Source organism: Desulfovibrio sp. JC022 (assembly GCF_010470665.1).
In the GTDB taxonomy this organism is placed as follows: Bacteria; Desulfobacterota; Desulfovibrionia; order Desulfovibrionales; family Desulfovibrionaceae; genus Maridesulfovibrio.
This window is the reverse complement of record NZ_VOPZ01000006.1, coordinates 21,786-46,926: the sequence shown is the minus strand read 5'-3', so window position 1 is coordinate 46,926 and position 25,141 is coordinate 21,786. Positions and strand designations below refer to the sequence as shown.

Genomic DNA, 25,141 nt, shown 5'->3' with positions numbered 1-25,141 from the left:
AATTTATCGTGCTATGTAGCGAAGCCTAATAAAAGGTTTTGGGATTATTGCACTAGCTCTTAGGCGAGCGGTCTTCCGCGAGTCTTAGAGATAGCGACAGTGGAACAAACCCTTTTGCAAAAGGGTTTAAGCCGCCGGAGGCATTATTTTAACTAGTCGCTTTTTCAATAACATCAAGCAGGGTCTTAAAATCAAAGGGCTTGCAGACGTAGTGTTTGATTTCGGCCCGCTTGAATTCTTCAAAGGCATCGGAATAGCAATGCCCGGTCATGGCTATGATGGGTGTTTGGGACTTCTCGCCGAAAACAAATTTGTCCCGGATTCTGGCGATTGCTTCATAGCCATCCATTTCCGGCATCTGGATATCCATCAGGATACAGTCGAAATCTGATTCTTCCAGCTTATCAAGGGCTTCAAGGCCATTGCAGGCAGTAGTAACAGAATAGCCCTGTTTTTCAAGCAGACGTGAAGCGGATAGTGTATTAATTTTTTCGTCATCAACTAGCAGGATTTTCATGGTTGCATAGTAATAAGAAAAAAGTGCAGCTGTAAAGATAAAGTCAAAATAAACCCCCGTCCTTGCGATAAGGACGGGGGTTCTTTTTTTGTAATTGGAGCCAGTCGCAGGGACCGGAATAATTACATTTCGTTCGGCAGTGCCTTGAGCTGTTCGTATGTGTAGACAGGACCGTCCTGACATACGTAGCTGGTGCCGATGTTGCAGCGGCCGCAGATGCCGACGCCGCATTTCATACGTTTTTCAAGAGTGGTGATGATCTGATCATCCTTGAAACCGAGCTTGGCAAGAGCCTGCACGGTGAATTTGATCATGATCGGCGGTCCACAAGTGACAGCGTATGCGTTTTTAGCTGAGGGCTTGATGTCCAGCAGTACGTTGGGGATAAGTCCAACGTTGTGTTCCCAGCCTTCGTATTCTGCATCAATGGTCAGATGGGTATCGAGGTCATCGCGTTCCATCCATTCGGGCAGTTCGTAGCTGAAAGCCATATCTACAGGGCTTCTTGCGCCGTAAAGCAGGGTAATCTTGCCGTAATCTTTACGGTTATCCAGCATGTAGTAGAGCAGGGTACGCAGAGGAGCCATACCGATACCACCACCGACGAAGACAATATCCTTGCCTTTCATCTCTTCGTAAGGAAAGCAGTTACCCAATGGTGCGCGCACGCCGATCTGGTCGCCGGCACTTAAGGTGTGCAGCTTTTCAGTAACTTCACCGGTGCGCATGACACTGAATTGCAGGTAATCCATGCGGGTGGGGGTGGAGTTGATTACGAATGTTGCTTCACCGATACCGAAGGCGGACAGCTGTCCTACCTGACCGGGTTCAAAGGTGAAGTTTTTTCTGATTTCCGGGTTGTTGAGTGTTACCCGGAAAGTCATGATATTGTGAGTTTCCTTGATGACCTCCTGAATGGTGGCCATTGCCGGAAGATAAGGATTGCTAGTCATTTGCCTTCTCCTTTGCTTCATATGCAATAGCGTTCAGGACGATTTCGCGGATATCCACGCCAACGGGGCAGCTCTTGATGCAGCGACCGCAACCGCAGCAGGAGATAACTCCGTCATGCAGGTCCGGGTAGTAGCTGAATTTGTGGCCGACCCTGTTTTTCAGGCGGTGGGCCTTGGTGGGGCGGGGGTTGTGTCCGCTGGCTTCCATGGTGAACATGGAGGACATGCAGTTGTCCCAGCTTCTGATGCGCTCACCTTTGACTCCGTCGGATTCATCGGTGATGTTGAAGCAGTAGCAGGTGGGACAGAGATAGGTGCATGCACCGCAGCTGAGGCATTTAGCGGACTGCTCTTCCCAGAAACCCATGTCGTCGAAAGCTTCAAGAAGCTTTGCGGGAGCTTTGGAAAGGTCCTGTGCTTCGCCCATGGACTGGTCGGCGTCGGCACGGACTTTGTCCGCTTCAGCCTGTTTGGAACCGCCGTCTTCCAGCAGGGAGCTGGCGAGCAGTGCTTCACCGCGGTCGCTGACTGCTTCGAGGAAGTAGCCGCCGTCAACGGGAACCATGAGCACGTCAGACCCGGTAGGATCAGACGGGCCGGAACCAACCCAGTTGCAGAAGCAGGTGGTTTCGCCTTTTTCACACGCGAGGGTGATGAAGAAGGTGTTTTCCCTGCGGGCTTTGTAATATACGTCCACGTGCTTACCGTTCAGGTAAACACGGTCGAACATGGTGAATCCGCGCGCGTCACAGGGACGGCTGCCGAAAACTACCCATGATGAATCGGGAATGGTTTCCTTAACATCAAGAGCAACTTTCTCTGGATTCTCAAGATCTTTAATGTGGCTGAATTTAACGAGGGTTTCACTCTGGGGGAAGCAGGCCTTTTTCGGAGGGGCGGTTGCTTCACGTTCGATGTTGAAACCTTTTTTGGCGTCGTAGGGCTTGAACACAATGGAATCGCCCTCGCCTCTGGGAGCGAGCACTTCGTGTTTCTGGCCCAGTTCTTCCAGCCATGCCGATACCTTATCGGATTTGATGAATTTTGCCATGGCTACCACTCCTTCTCCTTGATAGTAGGTTCATCAATCTTGAAGGTCTGAAGCGGAGGTTTGGCCTCGGGATCGAGTCCGGCCTCGTAGTTAAAGACTTCCTTGATTTCCTTGTTGAACTTCTTCTTGAAGAGCAGGATGGGAATGTCTACCGGGCAGGCGCGCTGGCATTCACCGCATTCGGTGCAGCGTCCGGCGAGATGGTAGGCATGGATAACCTGAAACATCCACTTGTCGCGGACGTGGGCTTCCTGGCTCAGCCAGTGCGGATCGCGGGACTGGGCCACGCAATGGTCGCGGCATACACACATGGGGCATGCGTTGCGGCAGGCGTAACAGCGGATGCAGCGGTCCATTTCACCAAGCCAGAAACCGAATTTTTCTTCGGTGGACTTGGCTTCGAATTCCTCAAGGTCTTTGTAGCCGTCTTCAAAGGAAGCGGTGGCCTTTATTTCGTCACCGACAAACTGGTCGGAAACCACAGCGTTGGGGTAGCGGCAGGTCTGGCATTTGTCAGCAATGACATCAGCCATGGGCAGCTTGTGCTCTTTGCCTGCTACACTGAGTTTGACTTCAGCATCGCTGACTTCACAAGCTTCAACCTGTCCAACATCACCAACTGCGCGGCGGATCTTGGTCTGGTCCACAACACCAGTGCAGCCGAAACCAAAAATGGTCACGTCATCACGGTTGATGAGGTTTTCCTGCAACAGTTCAACAACGCTGCGGCTGTCGCAGCCCTTGACCACGATACCGACCTTCTTGCCCTTCAGGGAGGGCAGGTAGGTGGCGAGGTTGTGAACGCAGAGAGCGTCCACTTTCAATTTATCTACATCTGCTTCACTGCGCATGAAGTGCGGAGTGGCATGCAGAGGATCGAAACTGTCCGTCCAGCCGATGACCACATCAAGCTCAGACAGTCCGTCCTTGATTTGTTTTTTTAAATCTTCCAGATTTTTCACTCTGTTTCTCCTTGGGTGGAACCGCCCTGCCTAGAGGGAAGCTTCCATCAATTTGAGTGTCTCCTCAGCTTCCGGGCCTTCAATCTTCTGGGCCGGGCCGAGTTTGTGAATCTGTTCGGTGAACTTGGTCACAACTTCCTGCCAACGCTGGCCTTCTGATGCGGAAACCCAGGTATAGTCGAAACGGTCAGGGTCTATTCCCAGCATGGGGATGAACCTTTTGAGCATTTCGAGCCTGCGGCGGGCATAGAAGTTACCTTCAGCGTAGTGGCAGTCATTGGGGTGACAACCGGACACGAGCACTCCGTCCGCACCGGACATGAGTGTCTTCACAATAAACAGAGGATCAATTCTTCCTGAGCAGGGAACTTTGATAACCCTTAAATCTGTCGGCTGGGTGAATCTACCAACGCCTGCGGTATCCGCGCCGCCGTAGGAGCACCAGTTGCAGAGAAAACCGACGATTCTGAGCTCTTTACCTTCTAGAACCGGCATACTGCGTTAACCTCCGCAAGAATCTGATTGTCAGTGAAGTGCTGGAGCTGGATAGCGCCCTGAGGACAGGTGGCTGTGCAGATACCGCAACCCTGACAAATTGTTTCAATCACTTCAGCTTTGGGCTGTCCGCGGAAGTCTACTTCTTTAATAGCTCCGAAGGGACAGGTGCTGATGCATTTGCCGCAACCGATGCAGCGTTTGATATCAACTACAGAAACCGCGGGGTCACTTTCCAGCTGGTCCTTGGCGAACATGGCCAGAACCTTTGCCGCTGCCGCACTACCCTGTGCAACAGAGGAAGGAATATCTTTGGGACCCTGACATGAACCGGCGAGGAAAACCCCGGCGGTGTTGGTTTCAACAGGCTTGAGTTTGGGGTGGCCTTCCATGAAGAAACCGTAAGCATCGTAAGAGATGCGCAGTTTCTTGGCCAGATCGGAGGCACCGACTGCTGCTTCCGCGCCAACGGCGAGGACAACGAGATCAGCGTCTACTTCAACCTGATCACCCATGAGGGTGTCGGCACCGCGTACGATGAGCTTATCGCCCTGCGGATAGATCATGGACACGCGGCCACGGATGTAGCGTGCTTCGTATTCTTCCTGCGCCCTGCGGGTGAACTCGTCGAACATCTTACCCGGGGAACGGATATCCATGTAGAATACGTAGGACTGTGAATCCGGGCAGTGGTCTTTGGTCAGAATGGCCTGCTTTGCAGTGTACATGCAGCAGAAACCGGAGCAGTAGGGACGCCCGATGGATTTGTCACGGGAGCCTACGCACTGGATGAAGACCACATTCTTGGGCTCTTTACCATCGGAAGGACGTTTGATGTGTCCCTCGGTGGGGCCGGAAGCGGAGAGCATGCGTTCGTACTGTAATGAAGTGATTACGTCGGGGTACTGACCTCCGCCGTATTCGCTGTATACAGTCCAGTCCACGAGGTCGAAACCGGTAGCCGCAACAACTGCGCCCACTTCTTCGACTACAAATTCATCCACCTGATCGTAAACGATGGCTTCAGAAGGGCAGACTTTAGCGCAGACGCCGCATTTATCGCGTTTGATTTTAATACAGAAGTTGGGGTCAATAACCGCTTTCTTGGGGATAGCCTGCGGAAAGGGGATATTGATGGCGGGTGCTTTACCCAGATCTTCGTCAAAGGGGTTGTCAGCCTTTTTGCTGGGGCATTTTTCCATGCAGATACCGCAACCGGTACATTTGTCCCAATCAACATAGGTGGCTTTTCTTTTTACTTTAACGGAGAAGTTACCCACATACCCGTTTACTTCCTCAATCTCAGAGCAGGCGTAAAGGGTGATGTTCGGATGCTGGGCAACGTCAACCATGCGGGGGCCGAGGATACAACTGGAGCAGTCCACTGTGGGGAAAGTCTTATCCAGTTTGGCCATCTTGCCGCCGATGGAGGATGTTTTTTCAACAAGGATAACATCAAGGCCGCCGTCAGCGCAGTCTAGAGCTGCCTGAATACCGGCAACACCGCCGCCCACAATCATAACCCTTTTGTTCATGTCAAAGAATTTGGCATTGAGGGGCTTGTTGTTGAGCAGTTTAGCCGCTGCCATGCGAACAAGGTCAACGGACTTGTTGGTGTTGGCTTCGCGGTCTTTACCGATCCAGGAAACGTGTTCCCTGATGTTGGCCATTTCGAAGAGGTAGCGGTTGAGTCCGGCCCTTTCCAGCGTTTTGCGGAAGGTGGGCTCGTGCATTCTGGGTGTGCAGGATGCTACGACTACGCCGTCGAGTTTATGTTCCTTGATTGCATCTATTATCTCGTCCTGTCCGGGTTCGGAGCAGGCGTACATTGTATCTGTTGCGAAAACAACACCGGGGAATTCACGCGCGGCTTCTGCAACTGCGGCAGTGTCCACGGTACCTTCGATGTTAGTCCCGCAATGGCAGACAAAAACTCCTATTTTCATTTAAGTCTTCTCCTTAGCAGGGTTTCCGCTATTTCTTCTCTTCTTTGCCGATGGCATCAAGAGCTTTACGGGGGCTCACGCAGAGCTTGTCCATTCCAAGTTCTTTTTCACTCATGCCAAGGGCAAGGCCCATGAGCTGGGTGTAGTAGAATATGGGCAGGTTGTGCTTGGCTCCTGTTGCAGAGTTGACCTGAGTCTGGCGCAGGTCAAGGTTCATCTGGCACAGGGGGCAGGCGGTGACCAGTGCGTCAACACCGAGATCGTCCGCCACGTCAAGCAGTTTGCCGGACAGTTTCATGACCACGTCCTTGCGGGGGATACCGAAGGAAGCACCGCAGCATTCAACCTTTAAAGGAAAGGGAAGCACGGTTGCACCCATGGCTTTCATGATATTGTCCATGGCCATGGGGTGTTCCGGGTCATCAAAGTTCATCACTTCCGGGGGACGGTTCATGATGCAGCCGTAGTAGGCGGCAACTTTGAGTCCCTTGAGCGGTTTGATTGTGCTTTTTTTCAGAGCGTCAAGACCAAGGTCTTCAACGAGAATCTGAAGCACGGATTTGGTTGCAACCCCGCCGTTGTAGGGAGTGTCCAGCAGTTTGTTGACCTTCTCACGCATTTCGTCCTTTTTCATACGATGTTCTGCGGATTTGAGGTTGGTCAGACAGCTGGGGCAGGGAGTGATTGCAGTATCCATGTCCATTTTTTCAACCAACTGCAGGTTGCGTGCAGAAAGTGCACTGGACAGAGAGTGGTCCACAGTGTGGGCCGGGGTGGAACCGCAGCAACTCCAGTCGGGGATGTCGGTGAGCCGGATTCCCAGCTTGTCACAGACAGCCCGGGTGGACATGTCATATTCCATAGATGTTCCAGCACCGGAACACCCGGGGTAGTAGGCATATGTTAAGGAATCACTCATTTGCGGGACTCCTCTTCGAATCTTTTGAAGATTTTTTTGATTTCATCCTTACCCTGAATTTCGTGGGGTTTGAAATGCATCTTGCCTTTGGGCAGAATTTTCGGTCCCAGATCAATATCGGTCCAGAATCTTCCTGTCTTGGCTACATAAGCCGCAAGAAGACCTACTTCAAACACTCTTCCGTTGTTTTCAACGGAATCGAGGAAGCTGTCCCAGAATTTTTTGACCGTAGGTACAGGAGCGTGTCCTTCTCTGCGGGCCATATGGCGCAGCACATCCATGATGTGGGCCACGTCGATGTTGTTGGGGCACCTTGTGGTGCAGGATTCACAGGTAGCGCACATCCAGATGGATTTGCACTTGAGCACGGTGTCCTTTTGCCCTGCCTGAACGAGACGCATGATCCTGCTTACAGGGATGTCGTACGCAAATGTGTACGGACACCCGGCGGTACAGTTACCGCACTGGTAGCAAAGGGCGACATCTTGTCCGCTTTCCTTTTCTACCTGCTTTACAAAATCGGCATCGTAAGTCTTAGTAATATTCACTATTCCCATAAATGACTATCCGCCTTTCCGCTTTAAAAGCCCGGTGGAGCGGACCTTTAGTTTTCGTAGATTGGCTTAAAGATTATTGACAGAGTATGGATTCTTAAGAGGGGGTATTCTGCCAGAAGATCTATGGATTCTGCAAGCGATAATAACGTGTTTCAGCACGCTTTCTTTTTCGAGGTGTTTTTTCGAGACCGTGCAGCGGTTATGGAGCTTGTGTAGTAGGCTTAAAGGACTTGGTGTTCTGTAAAATCGACTATAGATAATTTGTTTTTCTGTTGCGGGCACGCCTGTGCGGTAGTTGTAAGACTGGATAAAGGCGAGAAGTCTCAAAAATATTATATTTCCCATTGAGGCTTAGTTTGAGTTGGCTTATAATGATATGATTTGATAGAATCATGTTTCACTTTTGTTACAAGAAGAGGGTGAAATGTTAAAATGTACTTCACTTCTATATAAAAACAGGATAGTTGAAGCTTAGTACATATAATATAATACTGACGAGCCTTTAGGTTGTGGAAGTGGTGTTTGGGGCTTGGTTTTGAAGGATGCAGGACTATCAAAACAACGGGGTTATTATGATAGGTAGAGGGTTTACCGTACGAATTGGGGTGATTCTGGCGGTAATTGTTGTTTTCAGCTGTTCGTTGGCCGAATACGGTATTACGGATTCAGCTACTTATGTGGGGTCCGAGGCCTGTGCTGATTGCCATGAGGTGGAGTACGGGAACTATAAGAAATTTTCTAAAAAAGCACATTCCGCTAAAAGCGTGAAGATCATGGCATCAGATCTTGATCCTGATGAGCTTAAGGAATGTTTTACCTGTCATGCTACCGGATACGGGAAGCCCGGTGGTTTTATCTCTTTTGAACAGACTCCGCATCTTGCCGACGCCGGTTGTGAAGTGTGTCATGGTCCTGGATCTCTTCATGCTGAAGACGGTGATCCTGATTTGATTAAAAGAAAAATGACCATTGAAGAGTGCGAAGTCTGCCATAACGCAGAACGGGTTAATAATTTCAACTACAAACCGCTGATTTTCGGCGGGGCGCACTAGGGAGGTTACTATGAAATTTATTAAAACCTCCCTTGGGAACAAGGTTCTGGTCCTGACCTCGTTGCTTACAGCAACTGTTTTTGTATGCCTTTTTCTCGCCAATTCTTTCTGGCAGCGTACTACCATGATGGAAGAGATTGAGAAGAACGCCTATAAAACAGCCGATATGCTGCAACTCGCCATTCGTGAACCCATGGCGAAAGGTGACAACAAGGGAACAACAGCGAAGTTTGCCACAGTTTCTAAGAAGTATTCCGATGTGGATATCTATCTGACTAACTTTAAAGGTAATATTACCTATTCCACTAGCCCAGGGGATATTCGTTCCGATCTGAAAGATAGAATTAAGGACAAAGGAATAAATTCCCTTGTTGCCAAAAGTCTTAAAACTCCCCTTAAGAGTGGTCTTCTTTCCGAACTTGGCGGTAAGGAAGTTTTTGTAGAAGTTGAAACCATTAAGAACGAGCGGGCATGTTATCACTGCCACGGTAGCCGTCAGCCTGTTCTCGGAACTTTGGTTATGGTGCAGGATGTCTCACCTCAATTCGCCGGTTTTCATGAGTCGCAGATGAAAGGTGCCGGGCTGTCCTTCGGTGGATTTATCGCTTTGCTGGGTGCGCTCCTTTTCTTTATGCGCAGATCCATTGTTGATCGTATTAAGGTGATTTCAAGTGCTACCAGCGATTTTGCCCAAGGCAATCTTGATGCCCAGTTCGCAGTAAATTGCAGCGATGAACTTGGCTCTCTTGGAGAGAACCTCGGCGATATGGCCCGCCAGATTAAAGATCAGCTGGTGTACAACCGTGGCGTGCTTAACGGTATCACCGTGCCCATGATCGTTACGGACGGCGATAGTAAAATTGATTTTGCCAACGCTCCCATGCGGTCCATCCTGGATAAATCTGAAGATGATCTTCTCGGAACTCCTGTAGGTAATTTCTTTAAGGTGGACGGCAAGTCTCTGGTCGCAGACGCCATTGCCACCGGAGAATGCCCTGAAGATTTATTGCGCTTTAACAGGGAAGACGGGGTTGAGTTTCCATTGCGCTATCAGGTTTGTCCGTTGCTGAACGCTGAAGAGGAAACTGTCGGTGCAATTGCGGTAATGGTCGACCTGACTGAAGAGGAAGCCAGTCGCAAGCATATTGAGCAGCAACAGAAGTCTCTGCTTGAAGTGGCCAATGAAGTCACTGAAGTTTCTAAAGCATTGCTTTCGTATACCACTGAACTTTCCCAGCAGATGAATGAACTTACCGCCGGAGTTGATACCACGGCCATGCAGACCGGACAGGTCGCAACAGCCATGGAAGAGATGAACGCGACTGTTCTTGAGGTTGCTCAGAACACCAGTGAAACCGCTGAAGCTTCCGACAGGGCCAATTCTGTGGCCCGTGATGGCGGACAGGTGGTCAGCAATACTGTTTCAGAGATTCATATTGTAACTGAGACCACGGACAAGCTTTCCGATATGTTGGCCGATCTTTCGGATCGGGCCATTAATATTGGTGAGGTTATGTCTGTAATTAACGATATTGCCGACCAGACCAACCTGCTGGCTCTGAATGCAGCCATTGAGGCTGCCCGTGCCGGTGAGGCCGGACGCGGGTTTGCTGTGGTTGCCGACGAAGTCCGCAAGCTGGCAGAGAAAACCATGGGCGCAACCAACGAGGTTGAGAGTGCCATATCCCTCATTCAGCAATCCACCGATAAGGTTGTCGGCGAGATGAACGGAGTGCGCGGCAGGGTTGAAAATACTGTGCAGATGGCTGAAGGTGCCGGCGGTGTTCTTGGTCAGATCGTTAACGAGTCTGAGACCATAGCCGATATGGTCCGGGCCATTGCCACTGCAGCTGAACAGCAGACTGCAACCAGTGACGAGATCAACAACAGCGTCACTGAGATCAACAGTCTCTCACAGGCTCTGTCTGACGGTATCCAGAATGCCAACTCCAATATTCTGGAAGTTGCCGACATGGCCCAGCAGCTGAGCAATCTGGTGGAACGGTTCAAGTAAGACTGAATCATACAAAGTACTACAAAGCCCCTCCCGCAAATTTGCGGGAGGGGCTTTGTTCTGTTAAGCCGCGTTTGTGTAGCACACTTAAACCGTGCAAAGAAAAACACCGCAATATCTGTATAAGATTATTGCGGTGTGTGTTTTGAAAGACGCCCGAATGCGCTAGATGCGAAGCATACTGAAAGGTTCTGAAAGGGATGGGGTCTGGGGAAGGGAAAACTCTTGCAAGAGTTTYCCCTYCCCCAGCCGCCGGAGGCGGCTGTCTAACGCCAGCCTTTGCCGGAGTTGCTGAAAATTTCTGTAATGCGGATATTTTTTACGGGGGTAAACTTGTTGGCCCGTGCCTCTTGAGGGGTTTTGCCTGTGCTTTCGTAGATGGTCTCTATGTATTTGAGTAGGCCGACCAATCCTTTGCGCTTGGCACTTGTTTTCTTCACCCGGCATGAGATTGAATCCGGTGATATGGCGTGATAGCGCGCGAGATAACTGCCGTCCTTTTGGAGAGTTATTTCCATGCGGCTGAATCCTTTAATATGGCTTTTGTTAAGCTTAACCACCCAGCCGATGGCAAAATTATTAAAGGTGTCCAGCTCTTGCTTGGATCCGGGCTGGGAGCCGTAGGCCGCTGAGCAGAGCAGCAGGCAGATAAAAAATGATGTTAAAATCTTGCGGACAAGTTTCATCAGGTACTCCAAATTGCGAAAAGGGTGGAAGGATTGATCCTTCCACCCTTTTTATTACTTCTAAGGCTTCTAGTCTTCTACGTCGATTTCAACGCGGCGGTTAAGCTTACGGCCTTCTTTGGTTTTGTTGTCATACTTGGGATTCATTTCACCATAACCCTTAACCTGCAAGCGTTCGGAAGCAACTCCGTTTGCAGCCAGCCAATCGGCAACAGACTTGGCTCTGCGTTCGGACAGGCCCTGGTTGTAGCTTTCCGAACCGGAGGAATCGGTGTGACCGCCAACCATCACTTTAAGGTTGGGGAATTCCTCGAGAAGGACAGCAGCTTCAGTCAGAGCCGGAACCATCTCGTCGGTGATTTTGTATTTGTCGAAACCGAAGTTGAAGTTACGGAAAACAATTTTTTCCTGAACCGGGACAACCGGAGCGATAACTACTTCTTCGATTACTTCAACGATGAGTTCTTCTTCCTGAGTATAGAAAACGTCCTGTGCGAACTTATCGAGAACTGCTTTATTGGCAAGAGCAGTAGCGTCAACATAAACACCGCAGGGGGTCAGGCTGGCAAGGCGTTTCAGGTTGGACTTACCGCGCGGGGTGTCTGCTACGCTGATAACATGCAGGCAGAAACGGTCGCCGTACTTTTTAGCCATGTCGGAAACAACGAGGGAAGGGTTGCGGCCTGCATTGGTCAGTCCGTCGGATACGAAAACAACTGCGAATTTGCCATCCCAGTTCTTGAGTACGCTATCAAGATCCTTAAAGCCTTCACCCATGGGGGTGGACTGGAAGAAATCCAGATCGCTGGGCAATGTGGAAATTCCTTTTGCCATGGCTGATCTGGTGAAAATTGACTTGGGAGCATATGTCGCAAAGTCAGGCATTGCGTAGAGGGCGGAATCATAGCCCAGCTCAGGAACTACGTTGTTGAGTCTTTTCAGGGCGTTGATTCCGGCAATGATTTTGGGATTACCGGTGGACCCGTATGATTGAGACATGGAAGGGGAGGTGTCTACAAAATATGCAAAGGCATCGACTTTGGGTTTGAGGATGATTCTGGATTCAGCAAAGGCCATTGAGCCGAAGGCCAGAAGGGCGGCTAAAGCAACGGTCAGAATTAATACAACATTTCTCTTATGCATTATGAAAGTCCTCCGGTAAAATTGGTTAACGGTTGTTAGTGGCATTTTTTACTCTTATAAAATTAAGGTATTGGCAGACCTTAATCAATAGTTTTGTGTTATTTTTATGGTTCTTTTTTAATTTTCTGTTCCGCCAAAGTGTTTTTCAAGCATAATTTTAAGAATAGTCCGGTCTGTGTCAATCATGCCTTGAGTGCTGAGTGTGCCGATGTTCTGCATGGTCTGTTCAGGTGAAGTTCCAATGATGCCGTCCGTGGAATGGACATTGACTCCATGGATGGCAAAGAGAGCGGCCTGAACTGCGGTACCGGCTGCGGTGGCAAGTTTGAGGGCGCACCCGGACTTGGCTCCGTCACAGATGATTCCGGCAAGGTCTTCTGTAAGATTTGTGATTGCCCCGGCCATATGTTTTGTGGTGCCGCCCATAAGGTAGGTGATCCCGGCAGTGGCTCCGGCCCCGGCAGCAACCGAACATCCGCAGACCGCAGAAAGGCGTCCTGTCTGCGCCTTTACATAGGCAGTTACGAGATGGCTGAGGGCGATGGCTTCGAGCATGATTTTTTCAGTACAATCCACAAATTCACTCACTGCATAGATGGGTAAAATCGCAGTCAATCCGTGGTTGCCAGATCCGCCGGAGCTCATGGCTGGAAGTTTGATTCCGCCCATGCGGGCATCTGATGCAGCTGAGGTGACAATTCGAGCGGCAAGTATCATGTCTCGGGTCAGGATTTTCATACGGGCCAGTTTTTCAAAAGTGGCACCAACTCCGAGTCCTGAACCATGTTTGAGGCCGTAGTCAGCCAAACGCATGTTGTAGGTGATTCCTTCTTTGAGAAATTCAAAATCCTGCTCATCAAGATCGCCGATCATGTCCACAAGGTCATCAAGAGACAATGTCTTAATGAAATCTTCGAGTTTGGAAACATCAGCTTTCTGGGCTTGTTTCTTTTTGACCAATGTTGAGTCCTTGACCGGTTCACCGTCAAGAGTCAGGGAAATGATGTTGTCGTGGACGCCTTCAATAATTGTCTCAACTGAACTTGAACCGAAAGTGAGCAGGGCACGAACATATATGCCATGTCTGTCTTCTAAAAGATTGACCGTAACAGGATTGTTTTTTTTGTATTTGCAGGCTTCTTTTGCGCTCGGTTCGTCCAGTGGTTCAAGAACCTCAAGGCCAAGCGACGGATCGCCGTAAAGAGCGCCCAGCGCAGCGGCTGTGTCCAGTCCGTTTAATCCGCCGGTGCCGGGAATGATTACGGCAAGTCCGTTTTTATAAATATTCGGGTCAACCCAGACTTCGATTTTGTCCGGTCTTTTGCCCGGCATGACAGAAGCTGCTGCTGCGGTGGCAAGGGCAATGGCTACCGGCTCGGTACAGCCCAGTGCCGGAGAAACTTCAAGATGCAGGATTTCTTTGACTGAATATCTCATAACAGTTCCTAGTTTTTTTAAGTGTTGCTTTTATGTTGGTTTGCTGATTTTCCCGGACAGGTAAACAGCGATTGTAAATAAAGTCTAGAAAAAATCATAATAAAGTGTTTATTTAGACAGATACAACATGAAGATAAAACGAATCAAGATTAAAAACAATGCTTGGAAAGATGAAGTTAGAGCCTGAAAGGGAATTGAATGTGAAAATGATAGTGTTTTTGTTGTTTACAACAATCTTTCTTAGTCTCTTGTTGCTTTTTTATTTTAAAAAAATGTTCTTTGGAGCTTAATCAATGTAGAAAGAGTCTTTTTACTTGTGTTCTTATGCAAATCAGCTCTTTTTACTTAATTGTAGTTGAAAAGTGTCAGAAAAATAAGTAACATCCGGCAACTTGTATTATGTAATAGTCTTAATAAGTTTTGATATCTGCTTAAAATAGCTGGAGAAAATATATATGTATATTGTGACAGGCGGAGCCGGATTCATCGGTAGTGCCATGGTCTGGAAGCTGAACCAGATGGGGATCGATGATATTTTGATCGTCGACAACCTTGCAAAAACAGAGAAATGGAAGAATTTGGTCAATCTTCGTTATGAAGATTACGTCCACAGAAATCAGTTTTACAAGTTGATCCTCGAAGGGGATGATCCCTTTGAAACCGATGCTGTAATTCACATGGGTGCTTGCTCTTCCACTACAGAGCAGGATGCTGATTTCCTTATGGAAAACAACTATCGCTACACCCAGATGCTCTGCCGTTTCTGCCTTAATCACGATGTCCGTTTCATCAATGCTTCCAGTGCCGCAACTTACGGTGACGGCCGGTTCGGCTTTGATGATGACCATGCGGGGATTGATCAGCTTCAGCCCATGAACATGTATGGTTATTCCAAACAGCTTTTCGACCTCTGGGCCAAACGCGGCGGTGTGCTGGATAAATTGGTCAGCCTTAAATTTTTCAATGTATTCGGTCCTAACGAATATCATAAAGACGACATGAAAAGCGTTATCTGTAAGGCTTTCAACCAGATTGGTGAGACAGGCGAGATGAAGCTTTTCAAGTCTTACAAACCGGAATACCCCCATGGCGGACAGAAGCGTGACTTTGTCTACATCAAGGATTGCGTGGACGTTATGTGGTGGTTTTTACAGAACCCGGATGCAAACGGTATTTTCAATATCGGAACCGGGCAGGCCCGTGAATGGAACGAACTGGCAAGATCTGTTTTTGCGGCCATGGATGTGGACCCGAACATCAGCTACATTGAGATGCCGGAAACCATCCGCGACAAGTACCAGTATTTCACTCAGGCCAACATGAGCAAGCTGGTGGCTGCCGGTTATGATAAGCCGTTCACTTCCCTTGAAGACGCGGCTAAAGATTACGTACAGAATTATCTGGCTCAGGAAGATCCTTACCTGAAGAGCTAGTTGTCAATCCGGTCAGCCGGGACAGTTGAATATTAAAGGGCAGGTTGTTTTGAAATCAAGGTTCGCTATATTTGTAGTTTTACTTCTCCTCTGTTTGCCGTGCGCAGCTTTTGCGCAGGAGCAGATGACTGTGCCCATGACAGACAGCAAGGGTGTGGAGCAGAAGGGTGAGCAATGGAAGTTTGCCGCAGACAAGCTTGTTGTGGAGAACGACAGCGAATACCTTCAGGCCTACGGTGATGTGACCCTGCGTAGCGGGGACAACTACATCAAGGCAGATTTCGCCCGCTTTTACAGGGCTACCAAATGGATTTACCTGCGTGGTAATGTAAAAGCGCAGATCAAGGGCGACTTTTACGATGCGGCCGAGGCTGAATTCGACCTTAACAATATGGTCGGTTGGCTGAAAAAGGGCCGCGTTTTTGTTGCCAAGCCCCATGTTTACTTTGAAAGTGAGTTTATTGAGAAGCACAACGGTGCCACATACAGTTTCAAGGACGTCAAAGTAACCGCCTGTGACGGTGAAAATCCGCTCTGGTCCTTTGAGTCCGGTGAAGGTGATATCACCATCAACGGTTACGCAAGGCTCTGGCATTCCAAGTTCAAACTTAAGGGTGTCCCGGTAGCGTACACTCCCTACATGGAACTCCCGGTGCAGCGTGAACGCCAGTCCGGTATACTTAACCCTGAAATAGGTAACTCCAACCGTCTTGGTAACAGGATTAACCTGCCGTTTTATTGGGCCATCAATGATGAGATGGACATGACTTTCTACCCGGAATATCTGAGCAAACGCGGTGCTCGTCCCGGTGTTGAATTCCGTCATTCCGAAGATGTGAATACCAAGGGTTCATGGCGTGCGGACTGGTTGTACGATAGCAAGAGTTATGACGACCCCAATGCTGCAAGCTATTCTTTCAGTGATACTATGATCCGTCCCAACCAGAACCGTTGGTGGATCAGATCAAAATATAACGGATATCTTGGAAATCCCGATTGGCAGACCATATTTGATATGGACCTTGTTTCTGATCAGGATTACCTGCGTGAATTTAAATCCGGTTCCAATGGTTATGATGCCACCCGTGATTCCTTTCTTGATGAATTCGGGCGTGACATTGCCACTGCGGATTCCAATAAAAGAACAAGTACCGCTCTTGTAGCCAGAAGCTGGGATAATTATTCTGTTTCAGCCTTGGCAGAATACACTGAGAACCTGCTTTATCGGAACGGCAACAACCCTTCCACTCAGGACCCGACTTTACAGAAGCTGCCGGAACTTTCCGCTTACGCTTTTAAGAATAATTTTTTAGGTACTCCCATTGAATGGGAAGGTGAATTTCAGGCCAACTATTTCTGGCGTGAATACGGCACCACCGGTGGACGTTTTGACATCAAACCTTCTTTCAGTATGCCGGTACGTCTTGGCGGGATTACTTTTATTCCTCATGCAGGAATCAGGGCGACCAACTATCTTGTGAGTTCGTTCCAGAACGCAAGTTCTGAAATCAACCGCGACAGCAGCCAGACCCGTATCCTTGCCGATGCCGGAATGAGCGCAGCCACTGATTTTTACCGTGTCTTTGAGTTGGAGTCCGCTCCGGTTGTCAGCAAGGAGAATGTTGGTAAATCAGGCTGGACCCGCATGAAGCATAACTTTATTCCCCGGTTGGAATATTCATGGGTTCAGGATGACTCTGCTTCGCAGGCCAAACTGCCTTACTTTGATTCCCGTGACCGCATTTCCGAGCAGAATGATGTAGTTTTCTCGCTGACCAACGTTTTTGACCGTAACCGCGCAACTGTTGTTATGGGCGATGACGGCAACCCGGTACTTGAAGCGGACTATCTTGAATTTCTGCGTGTCCGCCTTGAACAGGGATATGACATTGACGAGGAAAATCGTTCTGTCGAACTCAGTGAATATGAACGGCGTCCATTTTCCGATTTCATGGCGGAAGTCATTGTTACTCCATATAATTTTGTGAATCTGACTTCCCGTACATGGCTTTCCCCTTACCTTGGTGATATCACCGAACATGAAAATATTCTCAAGCTTTTTTACGATGAGTATGCGGAATTCTCTCTTGGTTATGATTACCTGCGCAAGATCGATGAATATAAACGTCAGCAGGATTCTGATATGCAGATTGTCAGCTACGGCATGAAAGCCAAGCTGCCCTGGAATCTTCAGGTGGGCGGTAAGTTCCGTTCTGATCTTAATGCTGACCGCGATCTTGAAAAGACCGCTTCTGTGGGTTGGAATCATCAGTGTTTCTTCATGGAATTTACTGCATCCAAGACTACTGTTGACGAACGCTACAGCGTTAATTTCAACCTGATTGATATGAGCATGTTTTAAAATTTGATTTTGAGAAAAGTTACTGGGCCCTCCGACTACTGACGTGTAGACGGGGGGCCTTGCTTATTGTATTCTGGGCAGTAGTTAACACATGTTTTAAAGTTAAATAAAAATACCGTATAGATATATCATTATGAGTACTCCTGAAATTCATGTCCTTCCAACTTCCCTGCGTAACCAGATTGCAGCGGGGGAGGTTGTGGAGCGGCCTTCCAGTGTGGTTAAGGAACTGGTTGAAAATTCCATTGATGCGGGCAGCACGCAGGTTGATGTTGTTGTCGAGCGTGGTGGACAGGGCTTTATTGCTGTCAAAGACAACGGTCACGGGGTTGCTGCTGATCAGTTGAAATTGGCCGTTACCCGTCATGCCACCAGCAAAATTTCCAATGTGGATGACCTTGCAGCCATTACCAGTTTCGGATTCCGGGGAGAGGCCCTGCCCAGTATTGCCTCAGTCTCGAGGTTTAAAATGAGTTCCTGCCGCAAAGGCGCGGACGAAGGCTGGTTCATTCATGTTGAAGGCGGGGATGTGGCGGATGAAGGTCCGGCAGCTATTCCTAGCGGGACTTCGGTTGAAGTGCGTGACCTGTTTTTTAATGTCCCGGCCCGGCTGAAATTTCTGAAAACGGAGAATACCGAAGCCCGCCGTTGCAATCAGGTTCTCTTTAAGGTCGCACTTGCCAATGTGGGGGCCGGATTCTCTTTTACCTCCAATGGCCGGGAACAGTTCAGGCTTCCTGCCGGACAAACTCTGCCCGAACGTCTGGCTGTCTTTTGGCCGCGTAATATCTGCGAATCCCTGCTGGAATTTTCCCACGAGGCCGGGGACATGAAGGTCCACGGCTGCGCGGGTATTCCCGGATTGGCTCAAGGACGTGGTGACCGCATTGTTATGTTCGTCAATGGCCGCCCGGTGCAGGATAAGCTTCTGCTCAGTGCCATTCGCGGGGCTTACAAGGGGCGTTTGATTTCTCGTGAATATCCGCAGGCGGTGCTTTTTCTGGAATTGCCTCCGGAACTGGTGGATGTGAATGTGCATCCGGCTAAGATGGAGGTGCGTTTTCAGGAGGAAAGTTCTGTTTTCAGCATTATCCGTAATGGAATCGGGCAGGCTTTATCCCGTTATGAACTGGGGATTGTGGAAGGCGATAGCCATTTTGAAAGACAGTCTGAAATGCCGGTCCGGCCGGTCTTGCGAGAAAAGAAGTTATCGGAAAGCGTGTCTCTGCCCATCGAACCTGCTGCTAAATTTTCCAGCTGGAACGAGTTTAAAAATACCGATTTCACGGCTATGGATGATGAGCCGGAAGCGGCTGCAAGCTTTGTCAAAACAGATTTTACTTCTTCTATGGCTGAACATCGCCCGGAACCGGATATGGTTCACGAGCGGCCCATGGATTACACCGCGCAGGAGGTTCAGGCAGCGGAACAGAATCAGCATGAACCATTTGCAGCGGGTCCGGTATTTGTGCCGGGATCACGCATTGAATATCTCGGACAGGTGGTTGATACTTATCTGGTGCTAAAGCTGCCTAACGGCTCCCTTGGTTTGCTGGATCAGCATGCGGCCCATGAACGAGTTATTTATGAGAATATGAAATCCCTGCGAACCCGCGGGGAGTCCCGTCCTCTTGCCTTACCTATCGATATTGCCCTCCATCCCAGTGAAGTGCAGCGAGTGCAGGAAATGTGGGAGGACTTGCAGGCCGCCGGGTTTATGCTCGAACTGGAATCCGGGCAGACTCTTTCCATGCGCGGAATACCCCCAGGACTTGAAACCGGGGAAGCAAGGGAGTACTTAAAAGCAGCTGTGGACGGGCAGGCCAAAACACTTGATGATCTTTGGATAATGCTTTCCTGCAAGTCTGCTATTAAAGCCAACCTGTCCCTCGCAGTTGATGAGGCTCTTTCGCTGCTTGAAGCATGGGTAAAATGCCCTCAGCGGGAATACTGCCCCCATGGCAGACCTGTTCTGGTCAGCTGGTCCGCACTGGAAATGGAAAAACTTTTTAAACGTAAGTAGCTGTCTCGCAATCTCATCGGAGCTTCCTCATGACTATCGGATATAATGCACTTGAAGTTGAAGTAGATCTAAATGCCGTCCGCCATAATTACCGCCTGCTCTGTGAAAAGGGGAGCAGGGTTTATGGTGTAGTCAAGGCTGATGCTTATGGGCATGGGCTGATTGAAGTGGCCCGCGCCCTTGAAGAAGAGGGTGCGGATACTTTTGCTGTGGGCACAGTGGGCGAGGGCATGCAACTGCGGAAAAGCGGTTGCTCCAAGCGCATAATTTCCTTGCTTGGGCCACTCAATGAGGAAGATTGTTTCAATGCTTCGCAAAGTGGAATTATACCATTTTGCGGTGAATTTGAGCAGCTTGAAATGCTGGCCGGAGTTGTTGCGGCGCAGGGGCGCAAGGTTGATGTCAGCCTCAAATTTGATACCGGCATGTCCCGGCTTGGATTCAGTGTTCATGAACTGGATAAGTTGATTGAATGGTTGAAAATTAACCCCGAGATCCATCCGGTTCTGGCAAGTTCGCACCTTGCTACTTCTGATGATCCGGCTTACGAGGGATACATGTCCGCGCAGGCGGAGACTTTTTCAAATATTTTGAAAAGACTTTCCGAGGCCGGGTACGAGCTTGAAGCCTCACTTGCCAACTCCGCCGGGATTCTGGTTCATGATCAGGTTCATTATTCCGCCCAGCGCGGAGGGATCGCACTGTACGGTTCCAATCCCCTGTTGGGCACTGAGTGGAGCGAGTGCGGTCGTGATTTAAAGGCTGTCATGCAGGTACGTACAAAAATTGCGGCTGTGCGGGAGCTTAAAAAGGGGCAGGCCATCAGCTACGGCTGCACCTATACCGCAGAGCGGGACATGACAGTCGCCATTGTCTGCGCCGGATATGCCGACGGTTACAGCCGCGGGCTTTCCAATGCCGGACAGGTTTGTATCCACGGTAAGCGGGCTAATATTTTGGGCCGGGTCTGCATGCAGCTTTGCATTGTTGATGTGAGCCACATTGATGCTGTGAAGTTCGGCGACACTGCCTACCTGCTGGGCGGGGAAGGCGAAGGCCGAATCAGTGCAGAGGATCTAGCGGGATGGTGGCAGACCATCACGTATGAAATTTTTTGTCTTCTGGGGATGAATCCGAGGACATATAAAAAATAGAAAACGGGAGATATAAAAATGTCTTGGAAAGTAGCAGAGAGTCATCCGCTTAAGGATGTTGATCCGGCAGAGCTCAGGAGTAAATGGGTGGAAGTCGCCATGGATATGGCCCTGATTCCTGAAAACAACATTCGCGTTTACATCGAAGACGGCATTGTCCGTATTGAAGTGAGCGAAGAACTTTACAACTGCATGGCTGGTATTTAGCTGTGTAGTAAAAGGCGGTCTACATAGGCCGCCTTTTGTTTTTTTAATTCGGATGTAACTGTAAATCGGAGTTTTTCATGAAAATATACAGATTTATTCCGGTCTTCTTTGTCTTTGTTTTCGTCCTTTGTCTTTGCGCAGGGTGCTCGGATAAAAAAACTTCCGGAGAATTCAAGGTCGGGGTTGTTGCGGTTACAAGCGGAGAACTGTTCAGAAAAGGGAATTACATCATTCGCGCAGCACGTTACGCTGCTGACAAGATCAATAAGTCCGGGGGGCTGGAATTAGCCGGGCAGGAGTATAAGGTTAAGCTTTTTCCTGCGGACAGCAACGGCGATTCCGAGATAGCAGCTAAGGCCGCTCTCCGTTTGATTGAGAAAGACAAAGTCTCAGCTATTGTTGGCGCAGCCGGAAGTAAGGTCGCTCTGGCTGTGGCTAAGGTGTGTGAGGAATATAAAGTTCCTTTCATCACCCCTGTTGCGGGAACCAATAAACTTACTTCATTTAAATATTCTTTCCGTGTTTCATACACAAATACTGTGCAGGGTGAAGCTCTGGCCCTGTTTGCTAAAAATGATCTGGGCCAAAAGGATGTGGGAGTGCTTTTTGCCTCTTCCAGTCCTTACAGTGCGGAACTGGCCCGTTTTTTCAAGGAAGACTATTTAAAAGGCGGAGGGAAGGTTGTTTCCTTTCAAAACTATGCAGCAGGACAGCGTGATTACTCAACCCAGTTGAAGGAAATAATTGAATCCGGAGCGAAGATTCTTTTCCTGCCCAATAATACCAAGAAGGTGCAATTACAGGTTGCTCAGGCCCGTAGACTTGGGTTTAAAGGCATTCTCATGGGCGGAGATTCATGGGACCCTATTGAGCTGCAACGTAACTCGCTTTTCAAAAACAGTTACTATACCGACCACTGGATTCCGGGGTTGCCCATCGAAGGCGGGGCTGAATTTGAAAAGGACTACAAGAAAAAGAACGGGGTCGATCCCAGCGAGCTCGAAGCCTTGACCTATGATGCGGTGATGAGCCTTTTTGCCGGTGCAAAAATCGCCGGAATCGCTGATCCTGTGGCAATTCACGATGCTTTGGTGGATATGCCACCCTTTCATGGGGTCACCGGAACATTTGATTACAACAACAACGGTGATCCGGATAAAGACGTGATCATCTCCACCTTCCGCGACGGGCATATCGCGGTGCAGGATATTATTGATCTGAAATAGCCTTTGCCAGTTTGATGCCTGCGTTTTGCGCCCGTTCCATGATTTCCTGATGCTCGGCGATGATGCCCCGGTCAAAGAGTCGCAGCACCGGAAGTTCTTCCACTATTTCATAGCCTAAAGCCTCAAGAGGCAGGCGCATGGCTTCAATGGTGAAGCCCATATCCTTTTTATCTTCCTGCTCGGCAATGGCTCCGATTACTGCCTTGCGGCCCTGTCCGGCAAGTCTGCTGGACCATGCCCGCGGACGGGTATCCTCAAAATTGTAGTAGCAGTACAAGCGGTCTATGAATGCTTTCATCCATGCGGTGACGTTGTAGTTATGGACCGGGGAGATGAGCACCAGCCCCTTTGATTCCTCAATCTCAGGATAAAGATCAGTCATGTCATCTTCAAAACGGCGGCATGCTTTTTCTTTACGGCAGATTTCGCAGCCCACGCAGGGATCATATTTAAGGTCCCGCAAATGCACTTCGTTGCCGGGGATTCCCTGCTGGGATGCTCCGCCAAGAATAGCCTGCAACATTTTGTGGGAATTTCCTTTTTTGCGGGGGCTGCCTTCAATACCTAAGATCATGTGCTGTTCCTCATTTCTAGTAAATATTAGAGATGGAACAATCGCATATACTCTTTAGAAATGCAAAACAGCCTGCGGGATTAGCGCAGGCTGTTTCGGTTCGAGATATGTACGGTAGATGTACTTATGGCTTTTAGTGGTCGCAGGTATTCGATCCTGTCTGGAGGGTACCTGCGAGGTAGCTGGAAACCACGTTTTCAGGGGCTTCAGCAGGGGAGCCGACAATGACTTTAACGCCGGCGTCAGTGAACAGGGACTGTGCCCGTGAACCCATGCCGCCAGCCAGTACCAGCTGTACGCCCTGATCGGCGATCCACTTGGGAAGTACGCCGGGCTCATGGGGCGGGGGAGTTTCCATATTGGTGGCTACAATACCTTTGGTCGCAATATCAATATCCATGAGAGCGAATTGTTCGCAATGGCCGAAATGCATGCAGAGTTTGCCTGCTGCAACGGGAACCGCAATTCTCATCATGCCGTTTTTGACTTCAAATTCTTCAGGTTTAGGCATCTCATTGTTTTCCTGTAAAGTCTCGGTGAGATTCAGCATGGGTTTGATGATGGTGTTCAGAGCCTGTCCTGTTGCACTTTCGTGATCAGTACGGATGATGGGGTAACCTTCATCGCCGGAACGTCCTACTTCAGGATCAAGAGGAACGCGACCGAGGAAGTTTACTCCGGTTTCTTTGGCAAGTTCTTCACCGCCACCGGAATTGAAAATATTATGTACATTGCCGCAGTCAGGGCAGACGAAACCGCTCATGTTCTCAACAATACCGAGAACAGGGTTGCCGACCTGTTTGCAGAAGTTTACAGAGCGGCGCACATCGTCAACAGCCACGCCCTGAGGGGTGGTTACGATAACAGCATGGGCGTCCTGACCGAGGGTCTGCAATGCGGAAAGGGGTTCGTCACCGGTTCCGGGAGGGCAGTCAACAACGAGGAAATCAAGGTCGTTCCAGGCAACATCCTGCACGAACTGCTTGATCAGGCCGATTTTTACCGGGCCGCGCCAGATGACCGGATCGTCTTTACTGGGCAGCATAAAGCCGAGGGACATAACCCAGAGATTGCTGGACCAGGAGATAGGCTCAATTATTTCATGGCCGATATGCGGCTTTTGGTCTTCAAGGCTGAGCAACCGGGGGACACTGGGGCCGTGTACGTCAACATCAAGCAGACCGACCTGTTTCCCGGCAAGGGAAAGGGCTACAGCAATGTTGGTTGCCACAGTACTTTTACCTACGCCGCCTTTACCGGAAATAACCACGATTTTGTGTTTGATTCTGGAAAGGGCTTTTTTCAGTTTCATGTCTTCAGGTGCACAGCCCTGAGAAGAACATCCTGATCCGGAGGAAGAGCAGCTTCCGCATGCGTGATCGCTCATATATCAATCTCCTGCCCCTCACTGGCAGAGGGGGTTGTCATTATAAAAAAAACAGATTTTTTCAATCTGTTACAGTAGACATTTCATGGTAAACTAAGACGTGAACCTGACTTGTCAATGGCTGGGATGGTTCAGTCATGCCCGCAGAGCAAGGGAGAGGAGAAGAGGCATGACTGAACAGGATGCAAAAAATATTACCAGTGGCCCGGTTTGTCTGCGTCCTCGGCTGCTTCAAGCTTGCCGTCCTTGAATGAGGCCAGAGCTTCGGCAACAGTTCCGCCACCGATGAGGTAGATTTTGATGGAACCCTTATCAAGGGCGGTGAAGGCCTTGGGGCCTACATGGCCGGTGATGACCGCAGTGGCACCTGTGGCAGCCACGTTCTGGGCGGACTGGATTCCGGCACCTTGAGCGGCATTCAGGTTCTGGGTGTTGTCTATGTATTCCTGAGTGTCAGCGTCGGTATCACAGACCAGAAAGCCTTTTGCGCGACCGAAACGAGGGTCGATATCACCGTTGAGATCGTTGCCCTGACAGCTGATGGCGATTTTCATATTATTTACTCCTTTGCGCTGAGTTCAGGGTCGGTCCGTTAGGATGCATTGCTTCCTGCGCGGTTTTTCTGGCCCTGAAGCCCCTGTTCCCCTGTCCGCATCTGCCCCTGCCGCGGCATCCGGGCATGACATGATTTTCCAGACAGTTCTGTTGATAGGCCGCGAGTACCTGGTCTGTCATTCCCGTGATCCACGGAATAACCCTGACTCCGGCCTGTTCCAGTTCATTCATGGTGCAACCGCAGATTGCACCGCATATTAAAAATGTTGCCCCGCAGGTCATAATGGCGGATGTCCTGTCCTTTGGGTCTTTTGAGGGAAGGGATAGGTAACCTGCGGGGCAAATTTTATTGTCTTCCACCCTGAACAATTTAAGGTCCGGGGCATTATCAAATACAGAGGCCAGCCTGTCTTCATAACAAGCCAAACAAAGCAGCGTAGAATTATTTGTGCGTCCTTCGTTTCCTCTCATGGACAGCTATAAGGCAT

23 protein-coding genes are annotated in these 25,141 nt (G+C 49.5%); 8 read left to right on the top strand and 15 right to left on the bottom strand.

All coding sequences use genetic code 11. The features are described from left to right. Positions 1-148: 148 nt before the first annotated feature. The 8 genes from FMS18_RS10825 to FMS18_RS10790 all read right to left on the bottom strand — a co-directional run bounded on the left by FMS18_RS10825 (position 149) and on the right by FMS18_RS10790 (position 7,400). Positions 149-517 carry a response regulator gene (locus tag FMS18_RS10825; RefSeq protein ID WP_163294386.1) on the bottom strand — a complete coding sequence of 123 codons (369 nt, stop codon included), beginning with the start codon at positions 515-517 and terminating at the stop codon, positions 149-151. 122 nt (positions 518-639) lie between these two features. Beyond that, on the bottom strand, positions 640-1,470 hold the full coding sequence (locus tag FMS18_RS10820) for an FAD/NAD(P)-binding protein (protein ID WP_163294384.1): 831 nt from the start codon (positions 1,468-1,470) through the stop codon (positions 640-642). Beyond that, a complete protein-coding gene (locus FMS18_RS10815; RefSeq protein WP_163294382.1) occupies positions 1,463-2,521 on the bottom strand; it encodes a 4Fe-4S dicluster domain-containing protein in 1,059 nt (352 codons plus the stop codon). The genes FMS18_RS10820 and FMS18_RS10815 overlap by 8 nt, the downstream gene beginning before the upstream one ends. Positions 2,522-2,523: 2 nt before the next feature. Next, positions 2,524-3,483, bottom strand: coding sequence for a 4Fe-4S dicluster domain-containing protein (locus tag FMS18_RS10810; protein ID WP_163294380.1), 960 nt, complete (start codon positions 3,481-3,483; stop codon positions 2,524-2,526). 30 nt (positions 3,484-3,513) lie between these two features. Then, positions 3,514-3,978 carry a hydrogenase iron-sulfur subunit gene (locus FMS18_RS10805; protein WP_136673522.1) on the bottom strand — a complete coding sequence of 155 codons (465 nt, stop codon included), beginning with the start codon at positions 3,976-3,978 and terminating at the stop codon, positions 3,514-3,516. After that, positions 3,966-5,924: a CoB--CoM heterodisulfide reductase iron-sulfur subunit A family protein gene (locus FMS18_RS10800; protein ID WP_163294378.1), complete on the bottom strand. Its 1,959-nt coding sequence runs from the start codon at positions 5,922-5,924 to the stop codon at positions 3,966-3,968. The genes FMS18_RS10805 and FMS18_RS10800 overlap by 13 nt, the downstream gene beginning before the upstream one ends. Before the next feature lie 28 nt (positions 5,925-5,952). Then, complete coding sequence (locus FMS18_RS10795; RefSeq protein WP_163294376.1) at positions 5,953-6,843, bottom strand: CoB--CoM heterodisulfide reductase iron-sulfur subunit B family protein; 891 nt, start codon at positions 6,841-6,843, stop codon at positions 5,953-5,955. Next, positions 6,840-7,400, bottom strand: a complete 561-nt coding sequence (locus FMS18_RS10790) for a 4Fe-4S dicluster domain-containing protein (RefSeq protein WP_163294374.1) — start codon at positions 7,398-7,400, stop codon at positions 6,840-6,842. The genes FMS18_RS10795 and FMS18_RS10790 overlap by 4 nt, the downstream gene beginning before the upstream one ends. A 572-nt stretch (positions 7,401-7,972) precedes the next feature. Here FMS18_RS10790 and FMS18_RS10785 point away from each other — a divergent pair. Together FMS18_RS10785 and FMS18_RS10780 are read left to right on the top strand one after the other, a co-directional pair. Beyond that, complete coding sequence (locus FMS18_RS10785; protein WP_163294372.1) at positions 7,973-8,452, top strand: cytochrome c family protein; 480 nt, start codon at positions 7,973-7,975, stop codon at positions 8,450-8,452. A gap of 10 nt (positions 8,453-8,462) precedes the next feature. Continuing rightward, on the top strand, positions 8,463-10,466 hold the full coding sequence (locus FMS18_RS10780) for a methyl-accepting chemotaxis protein (protein ID WP_163294370.1): 2,004 nt from the start codon (positions 8,463-8,465) through the stop codon (positions 10,464-10,466). Between the two features lie 266 nt (positions 10,467-10,732). On the opposite strand, the gene FMS18_RS10775 is transcribed toward FMS18_RS10780, so the two are convergent. The 3 genes from FMS18_RS10775 to FMS18_RS10765 all read right to left on the bottom strand — a co-directional run bounded on the left by FMS18_RS10775 (position 10,733) and on the right by FMS18_RS10765 (position 13,732). Continuing rightward, positions 10,733-11,152 carry a hypothetical protein gene (locus tag FMS18_RS10775; protein WP_163294368.1) on the bottom strand — a complete coding sequence of 140 codons (420 nt, stop codon included), beginning with the start codon at positions 11,150-11,152 and terminating at the stop codon, positions 10,733-10,735. A 69-nt stretch (positions 11,153-11,221) separates the two neighbouring features. Then, entirely contained in the window at positions 11,222-12,295 is a 1,074-nt protein-coding gene (locus tag FMS18_RS20900; protein WP_163294366.1) for an OmpA family protein, read from the bottom strand. Positions 12,296-12,412: 117 nt separating this feature from the next. Then, entirely contained in the window at positions 12,413-13,732 is a 1,320-nt protein-coding gene (locus FMS18_RS10765; RefSeq protein ID WP_163294364.1) for a serine dehydratase subunit alpha family protein, read from the bottom strand. 455 nt (positions 13,733-14,187) lie between these two features. Between FMS18_RS10765 and rfaD the strand changes: the two genes are divergently transcribed. From rfaD to FMS18_RS10735, 6 genes are all read left to right on the top strand, one after another. Then, positions 14,188-15,165 carry an ADP-glyceromanno-heptose 6-epimerase gene (gene rfaD, locus FMS18_RS10760; RefSeq protein WP_163294362.1) on the top strand — a complete coding sequence of 326 codons (978 nt, stop codon included), beginning with the start codon at positions 14,188-14,190 and terminating at the stop codon, positions 15,163-15,165. Positions 15,166-15,301: 136 nt separating this feature from the next. Then, the gene (locus tag FMS18_RS10755; RefSeq protein ID WP_239061017.1) at positions 15,302-17,527 is read left to right on the top strand and encodes an LPS-assembly protein LptD; all 2,226 of its coding nucleotides are present in this window, start codon (positions 15,302-15,304) and stop codon (positions 17,525-17,527) included. Positions 17,528-17,660: 133 nt separating this feature from the next. Next, positions 17,661-19,550, top strand: a complete 1,890-nt coding sequence (gene mutL / locus FMS18_RS10750; RefSeq protein ID WP_163294358.1) for a DNA mismatch repair endonuclease MutL — start codon at positions 17,661-17,663, stop codon at positions 19,548-19,550. A 29-nt stretch (positions 19,551-19,579) separates the two neighbouring features. Next, a complete protein-coding gene (gene alr, locus FMS18_RS10745) occupies positions 19,580-20,704 on the top strand; it encodes an alanine racemase (protein WP_163294356.1) in 1,125 nt (374 codons plus the stop codon). Positions 20,705-20,722: 18 nt separating this feature from the next. Continuing rightward, entirely contained in the window at positions 20,723-20,911 is a 189-nt protein-coding gene (locus FMS18_RS10740) for a hypothetical protein (protein WP_136673534.1), read from the top strand. A 77-nt stretch (positions 20,912-20,988) separates the two neighbouring features. Then, a complete protein-coding gene (locus FMS18_RS10735; protein WP_163294354.1) occupies positions 20,989-22,137 on the top strand; it encodes an ABC transporter substrate-binding protein in 1,149 nt (382 codons plus the stop codon). Here FMS18_RS10735 and FMS18_RS10730 read toward each other — a convergent pair. From FMS18_RS10730 to FMS18_RS10715, 4 genes are all read right to left on the bottom strand, one after another. Continuing rightward, a complete protein-coding gene (locus FMS18_RS10730; RefSeq protein WP_163294352.1) occupies positions 22,121-22,711 on the bottom strand; it encodes a flavodoxin family protein in 591 nt (196 codons plus the stop codon). The two genes, FMS18_RS10735 and FMS18_RS10730, sit on opposite strands and share 17 nt — an antisense overlap. Before the next feature lie 133 nt (positions 22,712-22,844). Beyond that, a complete protein-coding gene (locus FMS18_RS10725; protein WP_163294350.1) occupies positions 22,845-24,098 on the bottom strand; it encodes an iron-sulfur cluster carrier protein MrpORP in 1,254 nt (417 codons plus the stop codon). A 194-nt stretch (positions 24,099-24,292) separates the two neighbouring features. Beyond that, positions 24,293-24,652 (bottom strand): NifB/NifX family molybdenum-iron cluster-binding protein, encoded by a 360-nt coding sequence (locus FMS18_RS10720; protein ID WP_163294348.1) that lies wholly within the window; start codon positions 24,650-24,652, stop codon positions 24,293-24,295. A gap of 1 nt (position 24,653) precedes the next feature. After that, positions 24,654-25,124, bottom strand: a complete 471-nt coding sequence (locus FMS18_RS10715; protein WP_163294346.1) for a NifB/NifX family molybdenum-iron cluster-binding protein — start codon at positions 25,122-25,124, stop codon at positions 24,654-24,656. Between the last annotated feature and the right edge of the window lie 17 nt (positions 25,125-25,141).